Source organism: Croceitalea marina (assembly GCF_042684265.1).
Lineage (GTDB): Bacteria > Bacteroidota > Bacteroidia > Flavobacteriales > Flavobacteriaceae > Croceitalea > Croceitalea marina.
Window position 1 is genome coordinate 75,940 of record NZ_JBHULB010000083.1, and the last position, 13,860, is coordinate 89,799.

At 38.5% G+C, this 13,860-nt stretch carries 25 protein-coding genes; all 25 read right to left on the reverse strand.

What is annotated here, in order from left to right:
• Positions 1-55 precede the first annotated feature (55 nt).
• Positions 56-1,396, reverse strand: coding sequence for a preprotein translocase subunit SecY (gene secY, locus ACFSQJ_RS19120; RefSeq protein ID WP_377768523.1), 1,341 nt, complete (start codon positions 1,394-1,396; stop codon positions 56-58).
• A 12-nt stretch (positions 1,397-1,408) separates the two neighbouring features.
• Positions 1,409-1,861, reverse strand: coding sequence for a 50S ribosomal protein L15 (gene rplO / locus ACFSQJ_RS19125; RefSeq protein ID WP_377768524.1), 453 nt, complete (start codon positions 1,859-1,861; stop codon positions 1,409-1,411).
• A gap of 12 nt (positions 1,862-1,873) precedes the next feature.
• Entirely contained in the window at positions 1,874-2,053 is a 180-nt protein-coding gene (gene rpmD / locus ACFSQJ_RS19130) for a 50S ribosomal protein L30 (RefSeq protein ID WP_377768525.1), read from the reverse strand.
• 6 nt (positions 2,054-2,059) lie between these two features.
• Entirely contained in the window at positions 2,060-2,584 is a 525-nt protein-coding gene (rpsE, locus tag ACFSQJ_RS19135; protein ID WP_377768526.1) for a 30S ribosomal protein S5, read from the reverse strand.
• A 6-nt stretch (positions 2,585-2,590) separates the two neighbouring features.
• On the reverse strand, positions 2,591-2,944 hold the full coding sequence (rplR, locus tag ACFSQJ_RS19140) for a 50S ribosomal protein L18 (RefSeq protein WP_377768527.1): 354 nt from the start codon (positions 2,942-2,944) through the stop codon (positions 2,591-2,593).
• Between the two features lie 12 nt (positions 2,945-2,956).
• Entirely contained in the window at positions 2,957-3,499 is a 543-nt protein-coding gene (gene rplF, locus ACFSQJ_RS19145) for a 50S ribosomal protein L6 (RefSeq protein ID WP_377768528.1), read from the reverse strand.
• Positions 3,500-3,520: 21 nt separating this feature from the next.
• The gene (rpsH, locus tag ACFSQJ_RS19150; RefSeq protein WP_377768529.1) at positions 3,521-3,919 is read right to left on the reverse strand and encodes a 30S ribosomal protein S8; all 399 of its coding nucleotides are present in this window, start codon (positions 3,917-3,919) and stop codon (positions 3,521-3,523) included.
• Positions 3,920-3,941: 22 nt separating this feature from the next.
• On the reverse strand, positions 3,942-4,211 hold the full coding sequence (gene rpsN, locus ACFSQJ_RS19155; RefSeq protein ID WP_311352212.1) for a 30S ribosomal protein S14: 270 nt from the start codon (positions 4,209-4,211) through the stop codon (positions 3,942-3,944).
• A 1-nt stretch (position 4,212) separates the two neighbouring features.
• Positions 4,213-4,764 carry a 50S ribosomal protein L5 gene (rplE, locus tag ACFSQJ_RS19160; RefSeq protein ID WP_377768530.1) on the reverse strand — a complete coding sequence of 184 codons (552 nt, stop codon included), beginning with the start codon at positions 4,762-4,764 and terminating at the stop codon, positions 4,213-4,215.
• A 2-nt stretch (positions 4,765-4,766) separates the two neighbouring features.
• Positions 4,767-5,078 (reverse strand): 50S ribosomal protein L24, encoded by a 312-nt coding sequence (gene rplX / locus ACFSQJ_RS19165; RefSeq protein WP_377768531.1) that lies wholly within the window; start codon positions 5,076-5,078, stop codon positions 4,767-4,769.
• A 12-nt stretch (positions 5,079-5,090) separates the two neighbouring features.
• Complete coding sequence (gene rplN / locus ACFSQJ_RS19170; protein WP_339337636.1) at positions 5,091-5,459, reverse strand: 50S ribosomal protein L14; 369 nt, start codon at positions 5,457-5,459, stop codon at positions 5,091-5,093.
• Between the two features lie 2 nt (positions 5,460-5,461).
• Positions 5,462-5,725: a 30S ribosomal protein S17 gene (gene rpsQ / locus ACFSQJ_RS19175; RefSeq protein WP_377768532.1), complete on the reverse strand. Its 264-nt coding sequence runs from the start codon at positions 5,723-5,725 to the stop codon at positions 5,462-5,464.
• A 13-nt stretch (positions 5,726-5,738) separates the two neighbouring features.
• Entirely contained in the window at positions 5,739-5,930 is a 192-nt protein-coding gene (rpmC, locus tag ACFSQJ_RS19180) for a 50S ribosomal protein L29 (RefSeq protein WP_377768533.1), read from the reverse strand.
• Positions 5,931-5,944: 14 nt separating this feature from the next.
• The gene (gene rplP / locus ACFSQJ_RS19185) at positions 5,945-6,367 is read right to left on the reverse strand and encodes a 50S ribosomal protein L16 (protein WP_377768534.1); all 423 of its coding nucleotides are present in this window, start codon (positions 6,365-6,367) and stop codon (positions 5,945-5,947) included.
• 20 nt (positions 6,368-6,387) lie between these two features.
• Positions 6,388-7,107: a 30S ribosomal protein S3 gene (gene rpsC / locus ACFSQJ_RS19190; protein WP_377768535.1), complete on the reverse strand. Its 720-nt coding sequence runs from the start codon at positions 7,105-7,107 to the stop codon at positions 6,388-6,390.
• Position 7,108: 1 nt separating this feature from the next.
• Positions 7,109-7,522: a 50S ribosomal protein L22 gene (gene rplV / locus ACFSQJ_RS19195; protein WP_377768536.1), complete on the reverse strand. Its 414-nt coding sequence runs from the start codon at positions 7,520-7,522 to the stop codon at positions 7,109-7,111.
• A 3-nt stretch (positions 7,523-7,525) separates the two neighbouring features.
• Positions 7,526-7,804 carry a 30S ribosomal protein S19 gene (rpsS, locus tag ACFSQJ_RS19200; protein WP_377768538.1) on the reverse strand — a complete coding sequence of 93 codons (279 nt, stop codon included), beginning with the start codon at positions 7,802-7,804 and terminating at the stop codon, positions 7,526-7,528.
• A gap of 12 nt (positions 7,805-7,816) precedes the next feature.
• A complete protein-coding gene (gene rplB / locus ACFSQJ_RS19205) occupies positions 7,817-8,641 on the reverse strand; it encodes a 50S ribosomal protein L2 (protein WP_377768540.1) in 825 nt (274 codons plus the stop codon).
• Positions 8,642-8,650: 9 nt separating this feature from the next.
• Entirely contained in the window at positions 8,651-8,941 is a 291-nt protein-coding gene (gene rplW / locus ACFSQJ_RS19210) for a 50S ribosomal protein L23 (protein WP_350291025.1), read from the reverse strand.
• Positions 8,942-8,948: 7 nt separating this feature from the next.
• Positions 8,949-9,578 (reverse strand): 50S ribosomal protein L4, encoded by a 630-nt coding sequence (rplD, locus tag ACFSQJ_RS19215; RefSeq protein ID WP_377768541.1) that lies wholly within the window; start codon positions 9,576-9,578, stop codon positions 8,949-8,951.
• Between the two features lie 4 nt (positions 9,579-9,582).
• On the reverse strand, positions 9,583-10,200 hold the full coding sequence (gene rplC, locus ACFSQJ_RS19220; protein WP_350291023.1) for a 50S ribosomal protein L3: 618 nt from the start codon (positions 10,198-10,200) through the stop codon (positions 9,583-9,585).
• 155 nt (positions 10,201-10,355) lie between these two features.
• Positions 10,356-10,661, reverse strand: a complete 306-nt coding sequence (rpsJ, locus tag ACFSQJ_RS19225; RefSeq protein ID WP_026915146.1) for a 30S ribosomal protein S10 — start codon at positions 10,659-10,661, stop codon at positions 10,356-10,358.
• Between the two features lie 10 nt (positions 10,662-10,671).
• Entirely contained in the window at positions 10,672-12,804 is a 2,133-nt protein-coding gene (gene fusA, locus ACFSQJ_RS19230; protein WP_377768542.1) for an elongation factor G, read from the reverse strand.
• Positions 12,805-12,812: 8 nt separating this feature from the next.
• Complete coding sequence (gene rpsG, locus ACFSQJ_RS19235; RefSeq protein WP_311385963.1) at positions 12,813-13,289, reverse strand: 30S ribosomal protein S7; 477 nt, start codon at positions 13,287-13,289, stop codon at positions 12,813-12,815.
• A gap of 22 nt (positions 13,290-13,311) precedes the next feature.
• Positions 13,312-13,686: a 30S ribosomal protein S12 gene (gene rpsL / locus ACFSQJ_RS19240; protein ID WP_031445118.1), complete on the reverse strand. Its 375-nt coding sequence runs from the start codon at positions 13,684-13,686 to the stop codon at positions 13,312-13,314.
• Positions 13,687-13,860: the final 174 nt, after the last annotated feature.

A 13,860-nucleotide genomic window follows, 5' to 3' on the forward strand; every position in this document is an offset into this window, starting at 1 on the left:
TGAATTTATCTAACATCTAACCTCTAGCATCTAGCATCTAGCATCTAACTTCTATTTAAGCTACTTTTCTATTTTTACCGGTTTTCATCAAACCATCGTAATGTCTATTCAATAAATACGAATTCACTTGCTGCACAGTATCAATAGCAACACCTACCATAATCAGCAATGATGTACCTCCGTAAAACAATGCCCATCCTGCCTGCACATCCATAAGCTTAACTACAACTGCTGGCAATACTGCCAACAAGGCCAAAAACACTGAACCAGGGAATGTTATTAAAGACATAATCTTATCTAAATAATCTCCTGTTTCCTTACCCGGACGTATACCAGGAATAAAACCACCACTTCTTTTTAAATCGTCAGCCATTTTGTTCGTTGGAACTGTAATCGCTGTATAGAAATAGGTGAATATTATAATAAGCACAGCAAATAAAATATTATATGCTAGACCAAAAATATCTGCAAATTGAACTTCCATCCATTGGCCAAAAGCCGTATCATTAAACGTTCTACCTATTAAACTAGGAGCAAACATTATAGCTTGTGCAAAAATAATTGGCATTACTCCGGAAGCGTTCAATTTTAATGGTATGTATTGTCTTGATCCAGTAATGTTCTTTTCATAACCACCGGAGGCACTTCTTCTTGCATATTGCACCGGTATCTGACGTATAGCCATTACCAACAATACACTGGCAAGAATTACTAAGAACCAAATAACCACTTCAACAATAATAAGCATTGGTCCACCGGTACCATTCCATCTAGAAACTGCTTCTTGTGCAAAAGACTGGGGCATCGTAGCAATAATACCTATCATTATTAATAATGATATACCGTTACCAATACCTTTATCAGTTATCTTTTCACCTAACCACATTGCAAATACACAACCGGTCACCAAAATAATAACCGCGGGAACAATAAAATCTAAACCTTTACCCAATATAAAAGCACTGTCAGGAACACCAAGGGCTCCTAAACCGTATAAATAAGCAGGGGCTTGAACAATACAAATAGCAATAGTCAACCATCTTGTAATCTGATTCTTGGTTTTTCTACCGCTCTCGCCTTCTTTATCCAACTTTTGCAGATAAGGAATTGCTATACTCATTAATTGAACCACAATTGAGGCTGAGATATAAGGCATGATACCCAATGCAAAAACCGAAGCGTTAGCAAATGCCCCTCCGGTAAAAGCGTTAAGAATACCTAAAATGCCATCACCTGCATTTGCAGATAAATTTGCCAATTGAGCTGTATCAATACCAGGAAGTACTACTTGGGCACCGAAACGGTACACCAACAACAAACCAAGCGTAATTATAATACGTTGTCTTAGTTCTTCAATCTTCCAAATATTGGATATGGTCTCAATAAATTTCTTCATAATAAAATATCGTTATAAACTTATTGCCTCACCACCTGCCGCTTCGATAGCCGCTTTAGCCGTAGCACTAAATTTATGAGCTGAAACTTTAAGCTTGGCCTTTAATTCACCTCCCCCTAAAATTTTAACCAATTCGTTTTGTCTTACCAATCTGTTCTCTACCAAAGCCTCAAAAGTAACTTCACCTTTAACAGCTTTGTTATCAACTAAGGTCTGTAACTTATCTAAGTTCACACCCTGATACTCCTTACGATTGATATTTTTGAAACCAAATTTCGGAACACGTCTTTGTAATGGCATTTGACCACCTTCAAAACCTATTTTCTTAGAATAACCAGATCTAGACTTCGCCCCTTTATGACCTCTAGCCGCAGTTCCACCTTTACCTGAACCTTGACCTCTTCCAAGACGTTTTCCATCTCTATTTATAGCTCCTTCTGCTGGTTTTAAACTACTTAAATCCATTCTATCTATTCTTTAAGATTTCTCGGTAGAAACCAAATGTTCAACTTTCTTTATCATACCAAGGATATTAGGTGTTGCATCATGTTCAACAACATGGCCAATTTTCCTTAGTCCCAATGCTTCAAGAGTTCTCTTTTGATTCTGAGGTCTCTTGATGGCACTCTTCAATTGTTTTACTTTAATCTTTGTCATTACTTACTATCCTTTAAATACTTTTTCTAAACTAACACCTCTTTGTTTTGCAACAGTTCCGGCATCTCTTAACTGCAATAAAGCATCAAAAGTCGCTTTAACAACGTTGTGAGGATTTGAAGAACCTTGAGATTTTGAAAGTACATCGTGAATTCCAACTGCTTCAAGTACCGCACGAACAGCACCTCCGGCGATTACTCCTGTACCTTGTGATGCTGGCTTGATAAAAACTCTAGCCCCGCCAAACTTTCCTTTTTGTTCGTGAGGAAGTGTAGCTTTGGTCAAAGGTATTCTCACCAAATTCTTTTTTGCATCTTCTATTGCTTTAGCGATCGCTGTTGCAACGTCTTTAGATTTACCCAATCCATGACCAACAACACCATTTTCATCACCAACGACAACTATTGCAGAGAAACCGAATGCTCTACCACCCTTAGTAACCTTTGTTACCCGCTGTACACCAACTAAACGGTCTTTTAAATCTAAACCACCTGGCTTAACAATTTCTACATTTTTGTATTTCTGGTACATATTGATTTAGAATTTAAGTCCTGCTTCTCTGGCTCCTTCTGCCAATGATTTTACTCTTCCATGATACAAGTTACCACCTCTATCAAATGCTACGGTTTCAATACCTGCCTTCTTTGCTTTTTCAGCGATGGCTTTACCTACAGCATTCGCAACTTCGGTCTTAGTACCTTTTGCATCAATACCTTTATCTCTAGATGATGATGCAGCTAAAGTTTTACCGTTAACATCATCGATCAGTTGTGCGTAAATTTCTTTATTACTACGGAAAACAGACAAACGAGGTCTTGTTTCAGTACCAGAAGAAATCTTTCTGATTCTTCTTCTGATGCGTAATTTTCTATCAGTATTAGACAATCCCATAATTCGTACTTATTAAGCTGATTTACCTGCTTTTCTTCTAATTTGTTCACCTACAAACCTGATACCTTTTCCTTTGTAAGGCTCTGGTCTACGGAAACCTCTAATCTTTGCTGCCACTTGACCAACCAATTGCTTGTCAAATGAAGTCAACTTTACAATAGGGTTTTTTCCTTTTTCAGATATAGTTTCAATCTTAACTTCTGGAGCAACGTCGATTACTATATTGTGTGAAAAACCTAAGGCCAAATCTAGTTTTTGACCTTGATTACTTGCTCTGTAACCAACACCAACTAATTCCAATTCCTTAGTCCATCCTTTAGAAACTCCTTCTACCATATTCAAGAACAAAGATCTGTATAGACCATGTTTTGCCTTATGCTCTTTGGAGTCAGATGGTCTTTTCACCATTATATTACCGTCTTCCATTGCTACTTCAACTCCTGAAAATTCTTGGGTCAACTCGCCAAGCTTTCCTTTCACAGTAACCACATTGTCCTTAAGTTCAACGGTTACTCCTTCTGGAACTGAAACTGGATTATTACCTATTCTAGACATTTCTCTAAAACTTTACTCTTATTAATATATGTAGCACAATACTTCGCCACCAACATTTTCTTGTTTTGCCTGTTTGCTAGTCATTACTCCGTGAGAAGTAGAAACTATAGCAACACCCAGACCGTTTAATACTCGTGGTAAATCTTCAGAACCAGAGTACTTTCTTAAACCTGGCTTACTAACACGTTGTAACTTTTTGATTACTGGCGCTTTCGTAAACTTGTCATATTTCAAAGCAATTTTAATATTACCCTGAGTTGTGTCGTCTTCGAATTTGTAACTAAGGATATATCCTTGATCGAATAGAATTTTGGTCATCTCCCTTTTAAGGTTGGATGCCGGAATATTTACTACTCTATGGCCAGCTCTACTAGCGTTACGAATTCGTGTTAAATAATCTGATATTGGATCTGTAAGCATTTCTACTACTCTTTAATTCTATTTACCAACTAGCTTTTTTGACTCCAGGTATTAAACCTTGATTGGCCATCTCTCTAAATGTTACCCTTGATATACCGAAAGTTCTCATGTAACCTCTTGGTCTACCCGTTAACTTACAACGATTACGCATACGAACAGGTGATGCATTCTTTGGTAACTTCTGCAAAGCATCATAGTCACCAGCCTCTTTTAGTGCCTTACGCTTTTCAGCATATTTAGCTACCGTTTTTGCCCTTTTTCGTTCACGGGCTTTCATTGATTCCTTAGCCATACTAGTTCTTTTTAAAGGGAATTCCCAATTCGGTTAACAATGATTTTGCTTCTTTATCAGTCTCGGCAGAAGTCACAAAGGTGATATCCATACCGTTGATTCTATTTATCTTATCGATATTGATTTCTGGAAAAATTATCTGCTCGGTAACTCCAAGACTATAATTTCCTCTTCCATCAAAACCTGTTGCTCGCACGCCCTGAAAATCTCTCACCCTTGGCAAAGCGGTTGTTATCAAACGATCTAAAAATTCATACATGCGTTCTCCACGTAAAGTAACTTTTGCGCCAATAGGCATACCCTTACGAAGTTTGAATGCTGCAACATCTTTTTTAGACATCGTAGCTACGGCTCTTTGACCCGTAATCATTGTCAACTCGTCAACAGCGTGGTCAATTAGTTTTTTATCTGCAACCGCAGCACCAACTCCCCTACTAAGAACTATTTTCTGTAGTTTAGGAACCTGCATTACGTTTTTATAACCAAACTCGTCAGAAAGTGCTTTTACAACACGCTCTTTATATTCTTGCTTTAATCTTGGAATGTAACTCATAACTAGATTATTTCTCCAGATTTTTTAGACACTCTAACTTTTTTACCATCTCTAACTTCATAGGCTACTCTAGTAGCTTCACCTTTGGAATCTACCAAAGAAAGATTTGAGATATGTATAGGAGCCTCCTTTTTTACAATACCACCTTGAGGATTCTTTGCACTTGGTTTCTCATGCTTAGATACCATATTGGCACCCTCAACAATAGCTTTATTTTTTTCAGCATCAACGCGCATAACCTTGCCTTCTGTACCCTTATGGTCTCCAGTGGTAATTCTTACGGTGTCTCCTGTTTTAATTTTCAACTTTGTCATCTTCTCGTTCAATTACAATACCTCAGGGGCAAGTGAAACTATTTTCATAAATTGTTTGTCACGCAATTCTCTTGCAACAGGACCGAAAACACGTGTGCCTCTCATCTCACCAGTTGGATTCAACAATACACAAGCATTGTCATCGAAACGGATGTAAGAACCATCAGGTCTTCTTACTTCCTTTTTCGTTCTTACTACAACTGCTGTAGAAACAGAACCCTTTTTAACGGCTCCGTTTGGCGTAGCCTCTTTCACAGTAACCACAATCTTGTCTCCGACAGATGCGTATCTTCTTTTTGTTCCCCCAAGTACGCGAATAGTAAGTACTTCTTTAGCACCTGTGTTATCCGCAACCTTTAATCTAGATTCTTGCTGTAACATAATTATTTAGCTCTTTCAAGGATTTCAACCAATCTCCAACATTTAGTCTTACTCAATGGTCGGGTTTCCATAATTTTTACGGTATCACCTTCGTTGCAATCATTCTTTTCATCATGAGCAACGTACTTTTTGGTCTTCAAAACGAATTTACCGTACATAGGATGCTTTACACGCTTTACCTCAGACACAACAATGGATTTTTCCATTTTGTTACTGGTTACTACGCCAATCCTTTCTTTTCTTAAATTTCTTGTTGTTTCTTCCATAAGGCCGAACCCGTTATTGTAATTCCCTTTTAGTTAACTCTGTCGCCAATCTCGCCACCGTTCTTCTGGTCTTTCTTATTTGCAATGGATTTTCTAATGGTGTAACTGAATGCGCCACCTTTAAATCCGTATACTCTTTCTTAGTCTCAGCTAATTTCTGCTGAAGCTCTTCAACCGATAGTTCTTTTATCTCTGCTTGTTTCATCTCTTATCAGTTTATTAAGCCGCCTCGTAATCTCTTGCGACAACGAATTTTGTTTTTACTGGTAATTTTTGCGCTGCAAGCCTTAATGCTTCTTTTGCGACATCATAAGGAACACCTGCAACCTCAAACATAATTCTACCTGGTTTTACAACGGCCACCCAGTATTCTGGAGCACCCTTACCCTTACCCATACGTACTTCTAAAGGCTTTTTAGTAATAGGTTTGTCTGGAAATATCTTAATCCACAACTGACCTTGCCTTTTCATATATCTTGTTGCAGCAATACGAGCAGCTTCAATCTGACGGGAAGTAATAAAATGCGAATCCAAAGTCTTGATACCAAACATTCCATTTGAAAGTTGGTGACCACGCTGTGAAATACCCTTCATACGTCCCTTCTGGGCTTTACGAAATTTTGTTCTTTTCGGCTGTAACATCTTACCTTTTCTTTATCTTATTACTTTCTACGACGTTGTTGTCTTTTATTCCCGTCTTGCTTTCCACCTTTACCTTGCCCTGTAGACAAACCGACTAATGGAGACAATTCGCGTTTACCATATACCTCGCCCTTCATAATCCATACTTTAATACCTAATCTTCCATAAGTAGTATGTGCCTCAACCAAAGCATAGTCGATATCGGCTCTGAAAGTCGATAAAGGAATTCTACCATCCTTATATGATTCTGAACGTGCCATTTCAGCCCCATTCAAACGACCTGAAATCTGAATTTTGATACCTTCAGCATTCATACGCATAGCCGCGGCAATTGCCATCTTAATAGCTCTACGATATGAAATTCTACTCTCTATCTGTCTAGCGACACTAGCAGCAACCAAATGAGCATCAACCTCTGGTCTCTTTATTTCATGAATGTTGATCTGAACCTCCTTATTGGTGATCTTCTTCAACTCTTCTTTTAACTTATCAACTTCTTGACCACCCTTACCGATAATAATACCTGGTCTGGCTGTGGTAATAGTAATAGTAATGAGTTTTAGAGTTCTCTCAATAATAACCCTTGAAACACTTGCTTTTGCTAGACGCGCATGGATGTACTTTCTAATCTTGTCATCCTCGGCTAGTTTGTCTCCGTAATCGTTTCCACCGTACCAGTTAGATTCCCATCCTCTGATAATTCCTAAGCGATTTCCTATCGGATTGGTTTTTTGTCCCATATTATGCCTTAGCTTCTGTATTATTGTTTGCGCCCAAAACCATTGTTACATGGTTAGAACGTTTTCTTATTCTGTGTGCACGTCCCTGCGGGGCAGGTCTCAATCTTTTTAACATGGTACCACCGTCAACACGAATTTCTTTGACGAATAAATCTGCATCTTCGATATTAGCATCCTCATTCTTAGCCTCCCAGTTAGCAATTGCAGAAAGTAATAACTTCTCCAATTTTCTAGAAGCTTCTTTAGGGTTGAATCTTAAAATAGCCAAAGCCATTTCAACTTGCTTACCTCTTACCAAATCAGCTACCAAACGCATTTTTCGTGGCGAAGTAGGGCAGTTATTCAACTTAGCGAAAGCAAGTTCCTTTTTTTCTGCCTTAATTCTTTCAGCCATCTGTCTTTTTCGAACTCCCATAGCTTACTTTTTACCTTTATTTTTAGCACCAGCATGTCCTCTAAACGAACGAGTTGGTGAAAATTCTCCTAATTTATGACCTACCATGTTCTCAGTAACATAAACTGGGACGAACTGTCTACCATTATGCACCGCTATAGTCTGACCTACGAAGTCAGGTGAAATCATAGAAGCTCTAGACCAAGTTTTAATTACAGTCTTTTTACCAGACTCAATATTAGCTTGAACTTTTTTCTCTAAACTATGATGAATGTAAGGTCCTTTTTTTAATGAACGTGCCATTTACTTTTTCTTTTATTTCTTTCTACGTTCTATGATATATCTTGTACTGTCTTTGGTCTTAGAACGTGTTCTAAATCCTTTAGCCGGAATACCGTTCTTAGATCTTGGGTGACCACCTGAAGACTTACCTTCACCACCACCCATTGGGTGATCTACAGGGTTCATTACTACAGGTCTAGTTCTAGGTCTTCTCCCTAACCATCTACTTCTACCCGCTTTACCAGAAACCAGCAGCTGATGATCAGAGTTTGAAACCGCACCAATAGTAGCCAAACAATTAGCCAGTACTAATCTAGTTTCTCCAGAAGGCAATTTGATAGTAACGAATTTTCCATCCTTTGCCATTAACTGAGCAAATGTTCCAGCACTTCTTGCCATTACAGCACCTTGCCCCGGTCTTAACTCAATACATGAAATCACAGTTCCAAGAGGAATATCCTTTAAAAATAAGGCGTTACCAATTTCAGGAGCAGCTTTATCGCCAGCAATAACTTTCTGACCTACCTGCAACCCATTCTGTGCGATTACATACTTTTTATCACCACCCTTGTACTCTAAAAGTGCAATAAACGCAGTTCTATTAGGATCGTATTGAATTGATTTAACTTCGGCGGCAACACCTTGCACATCTCTTTTAAAATCAATCACACGATACCTTCTTTTGTGACCACCACCTCTATGGCTTACGGTCATCTTTCCTTGACTGTTCCTACCGCCAGACTTTTTTAACGGAGCGAGCAAGCTCTTCTCCGGCTTATCAGTAGTAATGGCGTCAAAACCATTTACTACTCTAAAACGCTGTCCGGGGGTTATCGGTTTTAATTTTCTAACTGACATTACTTGTCTTTATAGATTACTGTAAAAATCAATGATATCTCCTTCAGCAACATCAACTATTGCCTTTTTACGAGAATTTGTTTTTCCATGTTGAATACCGGTCTTAGTATATCGCGTACGACGCTCTGGACCATAATTCATAGTTCTAACTTTCTCAACAGACACACCGTAAGTTGCCTCAACAGCTTCCTTAATCTGTAACTTGTTGGCCTTAGGGTCAACATAGAAACCATAACGATTGAAAAGCTCGCTGTCTGCGGTCATTTTTTCTGTAATGATTGGCTTTATCAACACACTCATGCTCTGCTTATTTACTTAAGTTAGATTCAATTCCTTCAACCGCACTTTCCAAAAGAACAACACTTGTAGCATTTAAAATCTTGTAAGTGCTTAATTCTGAGTTTTTTACAACTTCAGAACCTTTAAAATTACGCGACGACAAATATACGCTATTATTCGAGTCGCCCAAGACGATTAAAGATTTTTTGTTTTCAATTCCTAAAGATTTCAAAACGCTCACAAAATCTTTAGTTTTTGGGGTATCGAAATTGAAGTCTTCAACCACTAACAATTCCTTCTGCTTAGACTTTAAACTAAATGCTGATTTTCGAGCAAGTCGCTTTACATTCTTATTAAGTTTTTGGCTATAATCTTTTGGTCTTGGACCAAAAATCCTACCACCTCCTCTAAAGATAGGAGACTTGATACTACCAGCTCTAGCCGTACCAGTACCTTTTTGCTTCTTAATCTTTCTGGTACTACCAGCGATTTCAGCTCTCTCTTTTGCCTTGTGCGTACCTTGTCTTTGATGCGCTAAATACTGCTTAACATCTAAATAGATGGCATGCTCATTAGGCTCTATACCGAAAACATCGTTAGAAAGCTCCACCTTTCTACCTGTTTCTTTTCCTTTTATATCTAAAACTGCTACCTTCATTTTCTTACTTTTCTACAGTTACGTAAGCATTTTTATGACCAGGTACAGCTCCTTTAACAACGATTATGTTCTTTTCGGAAACCACCTTTAACACTCTTAAGTTCTGAACAGTAACCCTGTCACCACCCATTCTACCAGCCATCTTCATTCCTTTGAATACTCTTGCAGGATAAGAAGCAGCACCAATAGAACCCGGAGCCCTTAATCTGTTATGCTGTCCATGAGTAGCCTGACCGACACCAGCAAAGCCATGTCTTTTAACTACACCTTGAAAACCTTTACCTTTTGATGTACCAACTACATCAACAAATTCTCCTTCAGCAAAAATGTCAACACCTACGGTGTCACCTAATTTAAACTCACCTTCAAAATCACGGAACTCAACGACTTTTTTCTTTGGAGAAGCACCTGCCTTTTTAAAGTGGCCCGATTCGGCCTTATTAGCACGCTTTTCTGCCTTGTCATCGAAACCGAGTTGAAGGGCACTATACCCGTCTACCTCTTCGGTTCTGACTTGGGTAACCACGCACGGTCCAGCTTGAATGACAGTACATGGAATGTTCTTTCCATTCTCGTCAAAAATGCTGGTCATGCCGATTTTTTTTCCTATTAACCCAGACATATTTAATTATATTAATTATTTACTTTATCAACTTACCAATTTAATGGCATTAAAAAAGGGTCAAGAAAATCCTCTGACCCAGATTTTTTTCTTTCACCGTTTTTCCCTCGCACGCAGCTCAGGACATGTAACCCTATTTCTATGGGCGTGCAAACTTACACTTTTATTTCCACTTCTACACCACTTGGAAGCTCTAATTTCATTAAAGCATCAATTGTTTTCGAAGAAGAACTATATATATCCAATAATCTCTTATAAGAACTTAATTGGAACTGCTCTCTAGATTTCTTATTTACGTGCGGCGAACGCAACACAGTAAATATCTTTTTATTTGTTGGTAAAGGAATTGGACCTGTTACTACAGCACCGGTTGTCTTTACCGTCTTTACAATTTTCTCAGCAGATTTATCCACTAAATTGTGATCGTAAGACTTTAATTTTATTCTAATTTTTTGACTCATTTTCTACAAATTAAGCGGTTACACCTTTTGCTGCCTTAATAACTTCTTCTGAAATATTGGATGGAGTTTCTGCATAGTGCGAAAATTCCATCGTTGATGTTGCTCTACCAGAAGACAAAGTTCTTAATGAAGTTACATACCCAAACATTTGAGAAAGTGGAACTTCACCTTTTACCACTTTAGAACCAGCTCTATCGCTCATATCAGATATTGTCCCTCTTCTTCGGTTTAAATCCCCAACGATATCACCCATATTTTCTTCAGGTGTCAATACTTCTATTTTCATGATAGGCTCCATGATTACAGCACCGGCAGCTTTACCAGCAGCTTTGTAACCCATTTTGGCTGCCAATTCGAAAGATAGTGCATCAGAATCAACTGGGTGGAAAGACCCATCTATCAGCCTAACCTTCATTGTGTCCATTTCATAACCTGCCAATGGACCATTTTTCATTGCAGCAGCAAAACCTTTCTCAACGGAAGGAATAAATTCCTTAGGAATACGACCACCTTTAATCTCATCAACAAACTGAAGTCCTGTTCCTTCAAAATCATCATCCGCAGGCCCCATTTCAAATACAATATCACCAAACTTACCACGACCACCAGATTGCTTCTTATAAGTTTCTCTGTGAGAAGCCATTTTAGTCAATGCCTCTTTGTACTCTACTTGTGGCTCACCTTGATTAACCTCTACTTTAAACTCGCGACGTAAACGATCAACGATAATGTCTAAGTGAAGCTCACCCATACCAGATATAATAGTCTGCCCGGAAGCCTCATCAGTTTTAACTTGAAAAGTAGGATCTTCTTCAGCCAATTTACCTAAAGCCATACCTAGTTTTTCAACATCGGCTTTTGTCTTAGGCTCAACAGCGATACCAATCACCGGGTCAGGGAAGTTCATACTCTCTAATATGATAGGATGCTTCTCAGAAGACATGGTATCTCCAGTCTTAATATCTTTAAAACCAACGGCTGCTCCAATATCCCCTGCCTCGATATAATCGATGGCATTTTGTTTATTGGAATGCATTTGGTAGATGCGTGAGATACGTTCTTTCTTACCTGAACGATTGTTCAAAATATAAGAGCCCGCATCTAATCGCCCAGAATATGCTCTAAAAAATGCTAAACGCCCAACAAAAGGATCCGTTGCAATTTTAAATGCAAGGGCCGCAAACGGCTCTTTTACATCTGGTTTTCTGGTAATTTCTTCACCATTATCAGGATTCGTACCTACAATATCATCTTTATCTAGAGGAGAAGGTAAATATCTACAAACGGCATCCAATAAAAATTGAACCCCTTTATTCTTAAAAGAAGAACCACATATCATAGGAATAATGGCTCTATCCATAACAGCCGCCCTTAGCGCAGCATGCACTTCTTCTTCAGTAATCGAATCTTCGTCTTCGAAGAATTTCTCCATTAAGTCCTCATCATATTCCGCAACGGCTTCAATTAAGGCAGCTCTATACTCCTTAACTTCAGCTTTCATTTCCTCTGGAATGTCAATAACATCAAAGGTAGAACCAAATCCTTCTTCGTGCCATACGATAGCTCTGTTCTTAGCTAAATCTACAATACCTTTAAAATCTGCTTCGTCTCCAATTGGCAAAACAATAGGCACGGCATTCGAACCGAGCATTTCTTTAACTTGCTTACAAACCATTAAGAAGTTAGAACCTTGACGATCCATTTTATTAACGAATCCGATTCTTGGCACTTTATAGTTATCCGCTAATCTCCAGTTTGTTTCAGATTGAGGTTCCACACCATCAACCGCACTGAACAAAAACACCAAACCGTCTAATACACGAAGTGAACGGTTAACTTCAACAGTGAAATCAACGTGGCCGGGAGTATCTATAATGTTAAAGTGATAACCTTTAGCATCTGCCGTTGGTTTACCATTCTCTGTTGGGAAATTCCATGTACATGTTGTAGCTGCAGAAGTGATTGTGATACCACGTTCCTGCTCTTGCTCCATCCAATCCATCGTAGCTGCACCATCATGCACCTCACCAATCTTATGACTTACCCCGGTATAAAACAATATACGTTCAGTAGTTGTAGTCTTTCCAGCATCAATATGAGCTGCAATACCTATATTCCTTGTAAATTTTAAATCTCTTGCCATTTCGCTTATTAAAATCTAAAGTGGGAAAATGCTTTGTTTGCTTCGGCCATTTTGTGTGTGTCAACTCTTTTCTTGACCGCAGCACCTTCTTCTTTTGCAGCTGCCAAAACCTCTGCGGCCAATTTCTGTGCCATAGATTTCTCGTTACGTTTACGAGCATAAAGAATTAACCACTTCATAGCAGTTGATATCTTTCTGTCAGGACGTATCTGCATTGGAATTTGGAATGTAGCACCACCGACTCTTCTACTTCTTACTTCAACATGTGGCATTACATTAGACAATGCGTCTTTCCATAATTCTAATGCTGTCTTTTCTTCATCTGTATTCTTTTCTTCTACAATATCAATTGCATCATAGAATACTTTGAATGCTGTGGACTTTTTACCATCCCACATCATCATATTTACGAAACGTGTTACCAATTGATCTCCAAACTTTGGATCTGGTAATAATGGCCTTTTCTTTGCCTGTCTTTTTCTCATCTCTTCTTTCTAAAAGTTTTGATTACTTTTTTGGGCGTTTTGCACCGTACTTAGATCTTCGTTGTGTTCTACCTGCAACACCAGCGGTGTCAAGTGCCCCACGAACAATGTGATATCTAACTCCTGGCAAATCTTTTACCCTTCCGCCTCTTACCAATACTATCGAGTGCTCTTGGAGGTTATGCCCCTCTCCAGGAATGTATGCGTTTACTTCTTTACCATTAGTCAATCGAACCCTAGCAACTTTACGCATTGCAGAATTCGGTTTTTTAGGTGTAGTAGTGTAAACACGCGTACAAACTCCCCTTCGTTGTGGGCAAGAATCCAAAGCAGCCGATTTACTCTTCTTGGTAATTGTGACCCTTCCTTTTCTTACTAATTGTGAAATTGTTGGCATTAAATTCTTTTATTAAATAAAATAACCCTCATTTTGAGGGCTGCAAATGTAGGGATATTTCATAAAAATTCAAATCTGAATTTAATTATTTTAAAAACTATTTTCTAAACCGCCATTTATTAAAAGAAGTCTTTGTTCCATTTAATCCAAAAGAGCTGGATAATATATTAAGGT